Consider the following 12,599-nt stretch of genomic DNA (forward strand, 5'->3'; position numbering starts at 1 on the left):
ATGAAGTTTAGCCACCTCACGGATACCATAATCCTGTTCGGTGACGAGTTTGATAATTTTCAAACGAAATTGATAAGAGTAGGACATAATCTGCACCTCAAATTAGATGTCCAGGTTTTGGGGTGCAGATCAACAAGCGGTCAAATTTTGCAAAAGTTTTGCAGAATCTGACCGCTTGTCCGTTAAAGATTAAGGTAGTTCAGGAAATAACATCTTAATCACATTTTGCGTTAAACGACGTGATTTTCCTTGATATGGAAAAATGTGCATCATCATCATTGGGTTGAAGTTCGCTTCAATAACGCCCCATGAATCTAAATTTGGGCGAGCAGGTTGGCTAAGATCTGGAATAATTAAATCTACACCACACACTTTCGCGCCCATTGCATGCGCAATACCAACCGCCAGCGCTTTATAGCTTTCATGCATTTGGTCGGTCATATCAATCGAATCGCCACCCGTACTAATGTTAGAATTGGCTCGCAGTTGCACAATTTGACCGCTTGCAGGCACACTTTCAGGTGTTAACCCTTGCTCTTTTAGCTGTAATTGTTCTATCTCACCTAACGCAATTTTCTTAAGTGGTGAGCGAGAACCATCGCCACGCAATGGATCAGCATTCTTCGCATCAACCAATTCGCGCACCGTTTTTACGCCATCGCCAATCACATTTGCTGGCACACGAAGCAACACTGCTAACGTTTCATCTCCTAATACAAAGAAGCGATATTCTGTACCGACTAAATAATCTTCCACCATAACTTCTTTATCTTCTCGGAAAGCAATTTCAATCGCCTGACGGAAATCATCTCGATTCGTTAAACCTTGTTGGAAAATAGTAATCCCTAATCCGTAGTTGGTAGATTTTGGTTTAATTACAACCGCCTTACCTTCAAACAACGGATAATGCGCTACTGCTTGTTCCACTGAGGTAAATTCCACGCTTTTTGGCACATTAAAGCCCGCTTTGGCTAGTACTTTTTTAGTGACTACTTTATTTTCCATAATCAGCGGTGAAATATATTGATCGTGGCTCGTCATATTGCCGTTTTTAACATATTCCAAATGATCACCAAATTTCACTGCCAAGAATTGATCATTCTCATCCAAAATTTCAACGTTTAGCCCTTTTTGAATCAAATCAAACAACAATGCTTGAGTTGAGAGCTCCATATTATCGAATGCTGAAAGGGCGTAGAAACGTTCAAACGCTTGTGCTTTGTATTGTTGTGCTAATTGCGCACCCAGTGCTTTATAGCTTCCTGCTTTTTCAATCGCTTGGCGTAAGCGTCCGTTAATCGTTTTACTTGGATCTGCAAATTGCGCCAATTTTGCTTTTACGATCGCTTCAATCTCTTTGCCCGCTTGGATTTGTTCAAGCATCTCTAACGTTGTTTTTAAGATGGCTTCACCTTCTGTTTGTAATGCCGTTGGTGCTCGCGGATCTTCTAAAGCGACTTGGTATAAATATGCTTTGCCCTGTTCAACCGCTTGTTGTCCGCCTGTTTCCTCTAACCAAAGCATAGTTAAGAGGAAATAATGGATAAACTGCGCATCTTCTAGTGTAATGCCATAAGGCGCAAATGGGTTAAGATCAAATAAGCGAAATTCAGCATATTTCACCCCTTTTTCTAGCAATTCACGCGCTTTTTTCGCACCACGCAAACGAACGTTAGAGTAAAACTCTTTTTCAGCCAATAAATCGCCACTGGCTACAAAATGTTCTAGAGATTCAACGTAATCTTTGAGGCTATCGTGGTTAATCACGATATGCGCTGCATTGACATAACCATAAGGGCTAGAGCGTAAACTACGCACTAATTGCCCTGCTGCAAGCGGTGATTTTTCCCCAAAATATTGCGATTCCACTTCTGGCGTTGCGGCAAGCAAGTACACTAAAATCCACTGATAACGTAGGAAGTTATTGGCTAACTTCATATAAAGCGCATTACGAAACTCAATCGGATCAGAATAAGTCTGTTGAAGCGAGAACAGCTTTTCCACAAATTCATCAGAAATTTGAAAATTGTAGTGAATACCGCTAACCATCTGTTTATATTTGCCATAAATTTTCGACAAATGCTCACGATATTCCACGTCCCATTTATTTTCTAATTGTGCCTCTTGAATCTGATCTTCTGGTGGTAAACCTGCTGGCATACTCAGCGGAAAAATATATTCCGATTCAGGTAAAGAACGCAGTGTGACCTCGTGAATGGCTGAAAGCCAACGCAAAGTATCCGAAAGTTTTTCATTCGGTGGTGTAATGAGTTCTAACTGACTTTCAGCAAAATCCGTTTGGATATAAGGGTGATAAGTGCGACTACCAAAAACAGCGGGGTGTGCAGTAGTCACGATATTACCGTTGGCATCAATACGTTGACTCTCCTTTTCGATGCCAAATTTCCCTTGTTGAAAAAGGAGTCCAAGTTGGTGCGTTTTAATCAATTGTTGTAGTTTCATTGCAAGTCCTTGGTAATTAAAAATAGATTTAGTTTGCCAAAATAGCAGATTTTTTCACTCAAGCAATTATTCTTTGGAAGTAAATAGATAAATTAGTTATAAAAAATTAACTAAAACTAAGTAATTTACTCAATTTTTTGAAATTCTTGAACTTTCGCTATTCCTAAGAAAAATTTTGACGTATTATAATAAAAATAGTTCTCAATCATTATAAGGATATCTAATGAGCCACTCATATAAACTTTCAAAATTAACCCTAACAATACTTTCTATCTTTCCATTCGCGACCCTTGCGGAAGAAAATACCACAGCTCATTTAGATGAAATTGTGGTAACTGCTGCCGGTAACGAACAAGCGTTTAAAGATGCGCCTGCCAGTATTAGCGTGGTAAATCAGCAACAACTCAAACAACATCCGGTTAATCGCTTAGAAGACGCGTTACAAGATGTGCCTGGAGTAAATATCAGTGGTAGTAATGCCAACCGAAGCGATGTCTCTATTCGTGGCTTACCTGCAGATTACACCTTAATCATGGTGGATGGTCGTCGCCAAAATACCCGTGAATCTCGTCCAAATGGTAATGGCGGTTTTGAAGGTGGTTTTATGCCTCCTGTGAATGCAATTGAGCGTATTGAAGTGGTGCGTGGCCCAATGTCTTCACTCTACGGCTCAGATGCAATGGGTGGTGTAGTCAACATCATTACCAAAAATGCAACCAAAGAGTGGACAGGCTCTCTTTCTAGTGGCTTTACGCTACATGACAGAAAAGTGTTTGGTGATGGCTATCATGGAAACTTCTTCCTTTCTGGTCCTATTGTCAACAATGTTCTTGGTTTACAAGTTTACGGTGGCGGAAATTATCGTCAGGAAGATAGTTTAATTGGCGCATCTAACAAAAATAAAAACCGTAATATCAACACAAAACTGACCTTTACCCCAACTGAAAAACAAACCTTTATTTTAGAAGGCGGTCGTCATTTCTTAGAAAAAGATGAAACCCCAGGGAAATCTATCGCATTAACGACCACACGTGGACAAAGCACCGTCAATAATAATCCAAGCAAAACGCGTGCAGTACGAAATCATTGGTCTTTGAGTCATCAAGCTGATTGGGATGTAATACGCTCTGAATTAAGCGTTTATCAAGAAAAAGCCAAACGTGAATCGATCATCAATGGCGTGATGGATAGCCGTCAACCAGAAATTACTAATACCGTATTTGATGCAAAATTTATGCTTCCAGTTGCCAACCATTTCTTTGTATTTGGGGGGCAACATCAACATGCCAAATTAGCTGATGATTCAGTGAAAAGTGTCGCAACACGTTCACAAACGGTAAAAGGTAAAACACAAACTTCTTACCGCCCAATTTATGAGCACACAACGAATAAAGTGAAACAATACGCCTTCTTCTTAGAAGATGAAATCAACTTCTCAGATAAAGTCTTACTCACATTAGGGTCACGCTTCGATCATCACCAAAAATTTGGCTCACATTGGAACCCTCGCGCTTACCTCATTTATCATCTTGATGATAACTTCAGCCTAAAAGGTGGCGTAGCAAAAGCGTTCCGCGCACCAAGTATTCGTGAAATTAGCGAAGGTTATGTAACTTCAACTGAACGTGGCGCTGGCGTTATTTACGGTAATCCAAACCTAAAACCTGAAACAAGTGTGAACGAAGAATTAAGCTTGGTTTATACTCGTGATGATTGGAATGCTACCTTCACGCTATTTAACACAGATTTCAAAAATAAACTCACAAGCCACAACTCAGGCACAATTGATCCGCTCACGAATGTTCGTTTATACCAATACAGCAACGTAGGTCGTGCGAACATTAAAGGGGCTGAAATGAGTGCGCATCTTGCATTTAATGAACGTTGGGCGATGGATTTAGCTTATACCTATCAACATTCAAAACGTAAATCAGATGAAGATATTTCTGCTTCTGGCGTGAGTTTAAGAGGCTTACCACTAGACAATACGCCAAAACATAGTGCTAGCGCGAAACTTTCTTGGACACCAAACGAAACCTTCTCTGCTTACACGCGTGTTGCTTATAAAGGTAAACAAATTTGGGCAAACCCTCGAAATGGCGATAATCGCAATGCTTACCGCACCCGCCCTGGTTACACAACGGTTGATGTAGGCTCAACAATTCAAGTGAATAAACATCTTTCATTTAACCTAGCTGTGCTAAATATCGGTAACGAAATTGGTGACCGCGTTGATACTAACGGCGGTAGCTGGACAGTAGAAGATGGCCGTCGTTTCTGGGCAAATATGAATTTGAGTTTCTAAGTTAAATTGTAAATAAGGAAAAGTCTGCAGTGGTTCGCTACTGCAGACTCATAATATGCGTATTTTTTTATTCTGTTTAACATTACTTATGGCACCGGTAATCACTCATGCCGCGCCCGATTTTCAAATTCCTACCATCAAACCCGCCATGAATGCTCATTATCAGTTTCATCAACAAGATCTAAACTTTGAAGGTAAAGCATATCGCTTGTTTATTGCAGAACCTAAAAAACCAGCGCATGCCACACTTTATGTACTCGATGGTAACGCGCAGTTTCCATTAGCCGTAAATGCTGTTGATCCGAATTTGCCGTTACCCTTAATTATTGGGGTGGGCTATGTTTCAGATAAAGCCTATGCTATTGAGCAACGCACTCGAGATTACACATTTCCAGCAACGGGAGAAGCGTTTAAACAAGGCGGGCAAGCGGTCGATTTTTTGCGATTTTTTGCAAATCAAGTTAAACCTTATGTTGTTGAACATTATGGTAAAACCACACCAGAATATTTCTTTGGGCATTCATTTGGTGGTTTATTTGGCTTATATGTGCTATTTCATCAACCGACATTATTTGATTATTACAGCATCGCCAGCCCATCATTATGGTGGGGCCATGGTGAGTTTTTGAAAAGAGAAAAACCGTGGGTATCCTTACCACCTAAATCGGTTTGGGTTAGCCTAGGCGAATTTGAAAAATTCCCAGAACGTGATCCAGAGATGACGCCAGCCCAGCTTGAAAAAATTCAACAGCGACAAAAAATGGCATGGATGAATGCAGAACAGCTCGCTACTGAATTACAGCAACAAGGTGTACCAACTACCTTCCAGCTCATTACAGGAAAAAATCATGGCGCAGTAATTCCTGAAGCGATTGCCGCAACAATGCAGCAAATTCAAAGATAAAAAAATCGCATTTAGAATAACTAAATGCGATTTCTTGTTAAGTGGTTATTTTAATAAGCGTCCTAATTTTTCACCCATTCGAGTTTTTTCGCCCGCTTGTAAGTAAAGCTCTAGCACAACAGCGCCTTTCGGGAAGAGGTTAATCACCGTTGAACCTAATCGGAATGCGCCCATTTCTTCGCCTTTTTTCAAACGAATAACGCCTTCGCCTTCAGTGTTATAGTGATATTCAACCACTTCATCTGGACGCGGTGGGTTAACCACTCCCGCCCAAACAGTGCTCATACTTGCGGTAACTGTTGCGCCAACTAGAATTTGCACCATTGGACCAAATTCAGTCTCAAATTCACAAATTAAACGCTCATTGCGCGCAAATAAATTAGGAACATGCTCAGCTAAGAATGGGTTTACCGAAAATAATTCGCCCGGAACATACACCATTTTACGTAAAGTTGCATCGCATGGCATATGCACACGATGATAATCACTTGGCGATAAATAAGTCGTAATAAAGTCGCCATCTTGGAATTTTGCTGCCATTTCAGTATCTTCAGCTAACAAGGTTTCTAGCGTGAAGAAATGCCCTTTCGCTTGAATCAAACGGTTAGCATCAATTTTGCCTGATTCACTCACTCGTCCATCTGCCGGTAAACACAAGTAATCAGGTGCAGCTTCTATCGGGCGCGCACCAGCTTTTAATGGACGAATAAAAAATTCGTTAAAGGTAGCATAATCGCTTGGTGAAGATTTTTCTGCCTCAGCCAAGTTAACTTGATATTGTTTAGCAAAGGCTTTAATAATGAAATGTGTTACTGAACCCCAACGACGCTCAGCTAACCAACCCGCAGCACGCGTAATCGCTAACTGTGGTAAAAGATAATGTAAGGCAATTTTTACACGTTGCCAGTAACTTGGCGTAGAGTAAGCTTTTAGTGCCATTTCGTTTCCTTATGCAAATAAGAGATAAAATAGAGGCGGATTATAACAAAAACGCTAAAAACAGAAAAGGGAACGTTTCAATCAAGCGTTCCCTTTTCCCATTGTTGTAATTTTATGCTTGCTCTTCTTCTTTGATATGTCCAACATCTAAATGAACAAAATCAACTAAATCAGATGGGCTTACTTGGAATGCTTGTCCGAAGCCTTTGACATATAAGCCTTGGCTTGGTTCAAAACCGAAAATTTTGAAATCCGCATTTTTTGCTAAATCCCAAATCAATTCGCCATGACGTGCAGCAAGTGCTTCTAAACAAGCCTTACCTTCATCACTGTCTTTATCTAAAACCTGTGCTGTCGCATCAAAAGTTAAACGCTTACGCGCAAAAATTTGACGGCTTAAGCTTTCGTCTTCAATCAACATAAGTGAAACTTTTGGTACTTGTTGTAAATTGCGAGCATGACGCGCAATTTCAGAAATTAACACAACATATTTACCATTATGGATAACAAAAGGCGCATAGCTCACATTTGGATTGCCTTGTTCATCTAATGTCGCTAATAAAATAGTTTTCGCTTGGGCTTTAAGTTCTTGAATTTGTGGTCCAAGGCGATTTTGCAAGACCTCTTGACGATCTGTCATTTTTAACTCCTAAATAATTCTTATTGAAAGGTGTTGAAGTGTTCAACTTGTTCGGGAAATAGCTGACGCTGCTCGTCCCGACCTAAATAAATTTTAAAAATGGTTTCTCCGTTTTCTGCAATAAAAGCAATGTTATAACTCTCTTTGCCACGAAACGGTAAGCTCACAAAGGCAATTTGCGCAATGTTATCTAACTTTAAATGCCCGTGTAATGCCCCTTGATCACCTTTCATATTAAGATTGTAGTAACCTCTGCCTACAATCCCCTCTGGGAAACGATCTTTAATTTCAAAAATTGAACCACCTTTTTCAATAATGGTTGTAAAAATTCCCCATTGGGCAACAGATGTCAAAATTTCTTCTGCACGATGTGCAGGAAAAACCCGCACGAAACGTGCGGGAAGTGCGGTTAAAATTTTACCTTCTGGCAGTCCAAAATATGCAGCCATATCAAGCGTAATTGCTTGTGGATGCTCAGTAAGGTAATCTTCAATTTGCTGTGTAAGATTTGTCATTTTTATTTAAAACTCGACCGCTTGTTATTGCTTAATCCCGCCAAATGCACCGCGAGATTGATCAGCTTCATTGGTATATAGACCCGTCATTTCTTTTGCATTTTCACCAAAGAAACCACCTTGGGTTTTAATACCATTCACTTCTCCAGCAAAACTGTTACCAGTGATTTTACCGCCAAAGTTCATACTAGGTACGGCATTCGCTTTTTGTGCGATATTGATATCAATCACTTTATTTGCAAAATCAGCCGTCGCAGTCATTTCACTGATCTCACTATAATTTCGTTCGCCATCTTTCTTATAAACAGCGCCACCTTTATATTCTGCTTTGCCAACTGTTGGAATTTGCGCGATTGCTGTTGGCTTACCTTGAGCATAGAAATATTGATTACCCGTTAATCTATCCACATAAGTACCAAATGCACTAGACTCTAAATTACTATTACTTAAAATAGTTTGGCCTTCTTTACGAAGATTATACTGATCATCGTATTCCTCGTAAGTCCATGGATCCATATCGCCCGCTCTTCTTAGGATATTGATATCCACTAACTTACCACTTTCATCAATAATAGTCAGATCACGGATATCACGAGTTAATGTGCGATTTGCAATATTTTGTTCACCAACTAAAGTACCGCCTGAAATAGTATCTGTCATTTCACCGCTAATACCACCAAAGACTTTATCACTTAATGGAATACGTGCTTTTTCATTAGCTTGCAAATTTTCTAACTGTTTTAAGCGTTCTTCTGCTGCTTTTTGTGCTTCTTCGGCAGCTTTTTTCTCAGCTTCAGTTTGCTGGCTGTTAGCTTTTGCCGTTTTAATTGCCGCTTCAGCTTTTTTTGCCGCTTCTTCTGCTTTTTTATTTGCTTCAGTAATTTTTTGACTTAATTCACTTTCTGCCTGGCGAATTTGATCTGTATTATCTGTACCGCCTTTAGAGCTAGAAGAACAAGCGCTTAATGCCATTGCACAAGAAAGAGCAATGATTGAAAGTTTTATTTTCCCCATAAGAAAATCCTTATTGTTTATGTTTAGGTTAAATGAACTAATTTTGCGTAATTTACTCTAAATAAAAATGATTTGCAATATACTTGTCAGCTTTATTAAACTTTTGTAAACTGTGCTCCGAATTTTATTAAATTAAATTGAATTTCAGGTACAAATATGGCTCGCAAATTCCCTCTTTCTTTAAGCGCGCTTTGTGTGGCAATTGCCTTACAAGCTTATGCTGAAGAACAAACCACATTAGATACGGTGACGGTAAATGCCACCGAGGTTAAAGCAAACCAGATAAAAAAAACTCGTAAAGCTATTCAAGAAGAGCTCATTGCTGATAATTATGACTTAGTGCGTTATTCAACCGATGTGGGTATTAGCGATAATGGTCGCCGCAATAAAGGTTTTGCAATGCGTGGCGTGGAAGGCAACCGTGTTGGAATCAGTATTGATGGCGTGAATTTACCTGAATCAGAAGAAAACTCGCTTTATGCACGTTATGGTAACTTCAACAGTTCTCGTTTAAGTATCGATCCTGAGTTAGTTCAAGGCATTGATATTATGCGTGGTGCAGATTCGTTTAATGCAGGAAGCGGTTCATTAGGTGGTTCTGTAAACTACCGCACGTTAGGTGCAGACGATATTATTCTGCCAGGCAAAAAATGGGGCGTATTGCTTAAAAATGGCTATGCTAGCAAAAATCGTGAATGGACGCATACCGTAGGGACTGCGTATAAAGACGATAAATTTGATGCAACACTTCTCTACTCTTATCGTAACGGGCATGAAATGAAAAGCCGTGGAACTGGGGCAGATATTTTAGGGAGTGCTCGTGGAATTCCAGATCCATCACATCACAAAAATCACAGCTATTTAGCTAAAATTGGCTATTTTATTACACCAGCACACCGCATTAGTGCTTCATTTAATGCACAAAAAGCAGATAACTTTGTCAATGAAAAATCTTATCAGCTTGCTGGGCTTTGGCGTGAATCTCATGATATTAGTAAACGTTATAATGCCAACGTTGCTTATGAATACTTTCCAGAAAATAGCCATTGGTTAAGCTATCTAAAAACGGATTTAGATTGGCAAAAAACGAATATTGGTTCTAAAAACTACAAAGGTGGCTATCGTTATAATGCTGATTTTACCGCATATGCAGGAAAATCTTTAATCGAAATCCAAGATACCAGCATGAACAGTCGTTTTATGCGAGCCTCTTTACGTGCGGATCTGATGCCATGGGAAACTCGTTTTGGTAGCCATCAATTCACCTTAAGAACCGGTATTTCACAAAAAGATTTTGATAACAGTAATGAACATGAATACCCAGGCGTCAATTCAGACGGTAGTAACGCAAAAGATAGCGAATCTATTCAACACCCTGTAAGAACCCGTTCATTCTTTGCTCAATTACAAGATAACGTGGTTTGGAATGAGATATTCTCTAGCCAACTGGGTATTCGCTACGATTGGGATGAATTAGTTCCACAAGATTTGAAAGCGTTTTGCCGTGCTTGTAGCCGTAAACCAGCTTCAAACACCTTCCAAAGTTTAAGTGGCTCATTAGGTTTAGATGCTCAACTTAACGATATTTGGAAAGTAGGCTATAACATTTCTACCGGTTTCCGTATTCCAACCGCTTCAGAAATGTATTTCTCTTTTAATCACCCAGCAGGTAACTGGATTCCAAACCCAAACTTAAAAGCGGAGCAAGCACTTAATCAATCTATCAATATTCAAGCGGAACATCAGTTAGGTACTTTTGGGTTGAATCTTTATCATACCCGTTATAAAAATTTCTTAACGGAACAAGAATCAACCTATAAAAAATGGAACCCATTTTATAATCCGTACAGTGCAAGCTACGGGCAACAAGCTTATTACACAACAATTGCCCAACAAGCTGTCAACATTGATCGTGCACGTATTTCTGGTGTGGAATTAACAAGTAAAGTTAATTTGGATCAGGTCATTTCTGCTATTCCACAAGGTTGGAAATTCTTAGCTAATCTTGGTTATGCAAAAGGAAAATTAACGGGTACAGAAGCAAGCTTGCTTTCTATTCAGCCGATTAAAGTGATTTTAGGCATTGGTTATGAAGATCCAAATGATGTTTGGGGGCTTAACTTCAAAGGTAGCTATCTAGGTGCGAAAAAAGCTAAAGATGCACAAGTCGTGCAATATTCCGCTAACTTTGTTAGAGAAGTAAAAGCCTATCCATATCTTAATGGTTCAGCTGTATTATTCGACCTATATGGCTTCTATAAAGTGAATAAAAACATCACTCTACGAGCCGGTATTTATAATATGTTTAATCGTAAATATCATACTTGGGATACCTTACGTGGGATTAATAAAATAAGCACCACAGACTCAGTCGATAAAGATGGAAAAGGTTTAGAACGTTTTTATGCACCTGGACGTAATTTTGCTGGGGCAATTGAGATTCGCTTCTAATTTTCTTTTCATTTCGTCATGAAAAAGGCGCATTCCTATTTAAGGAATGCGCCTTGTTTTTGCAAAATTTTTCGCAAATTTGACCGCTTGTTAATTGCTATTTTGCTCTACCGTATTTTCAGCAGAATTCGGAGATGTGAGTGCTTTTTCTTGCATTTTTTTCGCTGCCATTTGTTCTCGCATATGTTGAAGCAATGCACGCTCTTCTTCTTTTGGATCTTCACCATATTTGTTGGCACCAATTTGACCTTCTTTGAACAATAAGATACACATGACAACAAATGCAACAAGCGCATAAATCCCCATCATTAAGAAAGGAAAGAACATGGCTTGAGCAAGATCACGCTCACTTGGCATATTCGTTGGCATATTGATCATAAAAATCACTATAATAATAAGCGGTAACACAAATAAAACTAACTGCCACCAACCAGACCAACCTAAATCGTGCAAACGGCGGGCTGTCACACTCAATGACACTAAGAAAATCACGACTTGGTAAAGGAGCAATAAAGCATAAACTACTATCGCTACAATACTAACCCCCATTAGCATGGTTTCTTCATTTCGACCAAGTGCCATACTGCCAGCCGCAGCGCCAGCTATAATCAGCCAAAATACGAGCATAAATGCCATTTGTAATAGATAATTGACTAACTGGAACCAACCATACTCAGAACGTCTAGCACGCCCCTGATAGTTAAATATATTTTTAATTGCGTAAATAAACCATTTCATAAAAAGACCTCTTGTGAAATAAAAAAATTAGAATTCCTGATGCCCAATTTTAGACTGTTCTGTTCCATCTTGCACATTGCTAACATTGTTTAAAACAGGTTCAACTTTTTCAGTGATTGGCGCTTTTGGATCTTCACCATATGCATTGGTAAAACGTTGTCCATCTTTGAAAATTAAGAATAAAAGCACACCATAAACAAAAATTAACAACAATCCGAGTGGAATCAAGATATTACCTGAAAGTAAAAACTCAATAATTTCGTCTTCATTCATTTGATGAACGATGACTGCTGAAATCAGTGAGGCCAAGATAAATGCAATAACAACCACAACAATCACAGTATATGCAACATACCACCAGCCTGATTTCCCTAAATCATGCAAACGGCGTATAGCAATCGTAATACTCGCAGGAAAAATAAGTAAGCTAAATAATGAGTTGATTATCTCAAGTGCAGAAGCTAATTTTGAAAAACCTAATCCATCAGCGAATCCGCCAATAAGCATCAACGAAAACGAGATTAACATGCAGATTAAAGTAAACCAGCCAAATTCAGCGCGTCTAGCTCTACCTTTGATATTAAAGCTATTTTTTAGGGCATAAAGAAAATAATTCATGACAATTCCTTT

10 protein-coding genes and 1 pseudogene are annotated in these 12,599 nt (G+C 39.2%); 3 read left to right on the forward strand and 8 right to left on the reverse strand.

Annotation, left to right across the window (positions count from 1 at the left end):
• Nucleotides 1–87, reverse strand: a pseudogene (locus HMPREF1128_RS10360) (transposase); the annotation flags it as partial.
• 102 nt (nt 88–189) lie between these two features.
• Entirely contained in the window at nt 190–2,463 is a 2,274-nt protein-coding gene (gene gshAB / locus HMPREF1128_RS00015; protein ID WP_007522904.1) for a bifunctional glutamate--cysteine ligase GshA/glutathione synthetase GshB, read from the reverse strand.
• A 223-nt stretch (nt 2,464–2,686) separates the two neighbouring features.
• On the opposite strand from gshAB, the gene HMPREF1128_RS00020 reads away from it, so the two are divergent.
• Both HMPREF1128_RS00020 and HMPREF1128_RS00025 read left to right on the forward strand, forming a co-directional pair.
• On the forward strand, nt 2,687–4,768 hold the full coding sequence (locus HMPREF1128_RS00020) for a TonB-dependent receptor domain-containing protein (RefSeq protein WP_007522933.1): 2,082 nt from the start codon (nt 2,687–2,689) through the stop codon (nt 4,766–4,768).
• 88 nt (nt 4,769–4,856) lie between these two features.
• Nucleotides 4,857–5,672, forward strand: a complete 816-nt coding sequence (locus HMPREF1128_RS00025) for an alpha/beta hydrolase (RefSeq protein WP_007522925.1) — start codon at nt 4,857–4,859, stop codon at nt 5,670–5,672.
• A gap of 45 nt (nt 5,673–5,717) precedes the next feature.
• Here HMPREF1128_RS00025 and asd read toward each other — a convergent pair whose 3' ends face one another.
• From asd to HMPREF1128_RS00045, 4 genes are all read right to left on the reverse strand, one after another.
• A complete protein-coding gene (gene asd / locus HMPREF1128_RS00030; protein ID WP_007522944.1) occupies nt 5,718–6,611 on the reverse strand; it encodes an archaetidylserine decarboxylase in 894 nt (297 codons plus the stop codon).
• A 112-nt stretch (nt 6,612–6,723) separates the two neighbouring features.
• Entirely contained in the window at nt 6,724–7,251 is a 528-nt protein-coding gene (gene hutZ / locus HMPREF1128_RS00035; RefSeq protein ID WP_007522908.1) for a heme utilization protein HutZ, read from the reverse strand.
• Nucleotides 7,252–7,271: 20 nt separating this feature from the next.
• A complete protein-coding gene (gene hutX / locus HMPREF1128_RS00040) occupies nt 7,272–7,766 on the reverse strand; it encodes a heme utilization cystosolic carrier protein HutX (protein WP_007522906.1) in 495 nt (164 codons plus the stop codon).
• A gap of 24 nt (nt 7,767–7,790) precedes the next feature.
• The gene (locus tag HMPREF1128_RS00045) at nt 7,791–8,780 is read right to left on the reverse strand and encodes a transferrin-binding protein-like solute binding protein (protein WP_007522952.1); all 990 of its coding nucleotides are present in this window, start codon (nt 8,778–8,780) and stop codon (nt 7,791–7,793) included.
• Nucleotides 8,781–8,936: 156 nt separating this feature from the next.
• Here HMPREF1128_RS00045 and HMPREF1128_RS00050 point away from each other — a divergent pair, with 156 nt between their 5' ends.
• Complete coding sequence (locus HMPREF1128_RS00050; protein WP_007522948.1) at nt 8,937–11,231, forward strand: TonB-dependent hemoglobin/transferrin/lactoferrin family receptor; 2,295 nt, start codon at nt 8,937–8,939, stop codon at nt 11,229–11,231.
• Nucleotides 11,232–11,321: 90 nt separating this feature from the next.
• Here the strand turns inward: HMPREF1128_RS00050 and HMPREF1128_RS00055 are convergent, their stop codons facing one another.
• Nucleotides 11,322–11,969, reverse strand: a complete 648-nt coding sequence (locus HMPREF1128_RS00055) for a DUF805 domain-containing protein (protein WP_007522931.1) — start codon at nt 11,967–11,969, stop codon at nt 11,322–11,324.
• A 27-nt stretch (nt 11,970–11,996) separates the two neighbouring features.
• On the reverse strand, nt 11,997–12,587 hold the full coding sequence (locus HMPREF1128_RS00060) for a DUF805 domain-containing protein (protein ID WP_007522915.1): 591 nt from the start codon (nt 12,585–12,587) through the stop codon (nt 11,997–11,999).
• Nucleotides 12,588–12,599 lie beyond the last annotated feature (12 nt).

The sequence above is a fragment of the Haemophilus sputorum HK 2154 genome, from assembly GCF_000287615.1.
Classification (GTDB): Bacteria; Pseudomonadota; Gammaproteobacteria; order Enterobacterales; family Pasteurellaceae; genus Haemophilus_A; species Haemophilus_A sputorum.

What these genes read in the sequence shown, in the direction of transcription:
- gshAB (WP_007522904.1), bottom strand. Translation starts at nt 2,463, where the DNA reads ATGAAACTACAACAATTGATTAAAACGCACCAACTTGGACTCCTTTTT.
- HMPREF1128_RS00020 (WP_007522933.1), top strand. Translation starts at nt 2,687, where the DNA reads ATGAGCCACTCATATAAACTTTCAAAATTAACCCTAACAATACTTTCT.
- HMPREF1128_RS00025 (WP_007522925.1), top strand. Translation starts at nt 4,857, where the DNA reads ATGGCACCGGTAATCACTCATGCCGCGCCCGATTTTCAAATTCCTACC.
- asd (WP_007522944.1), bottom strand. Translation starts at nt 6,611, where the DNA reads ATGGCACTAAAAGCTTACTCTACGCCAAGTTACTGGCAACGTGTAAAA.
- hutZ (WP_007522908.1), bottom strand. Translation starts at nt 7,251, where the DNA reads ATGACAGATCGTCAAGAGGTCTTGCAAAATCGCCTTGGACCACAAATT.
- hutX (WP_007522906.1), bottom strand. Translation starts at nt 7,766, where the DNA reads ATGACAAATCTTACACAGCAAATTGAAGATTACCTTACTGAGCATCCA.
- HMPREF1128_RS00045 (WP_007522952.1), bottom strand. Translation starts at nt 8,780, where the DNA reads ATGGGGAAAATAAAACTTTCAATCATTGCTCTTTCTTGTGCAATGGCA.
- HMPREF1128_RS00050 (WP_007522948.1), top strand. Translation starts at nt 8,937, where the DNA reads ATGGCTCGCAAATTCCCTCTTTCTTTAAGCGCGCTTTGTGTGGCAATT.
- HMPREF1128_RS00055 (WP_007522931.1), bottom strand. Translation starts at nt 11,969, where the DNA reads ATGAAATGGTTTATTTACGCAATTAAAAATATATTTAACTATCAGGGG.
- HMPREF1128_RS00060 (WP_007522915.1), bottom strand. Translation starts at nt 12,587, where the DNA reads ATGAATTATTTTCTTTATGCCCTAAAAAATAGCTTTAATATCAAAGGT.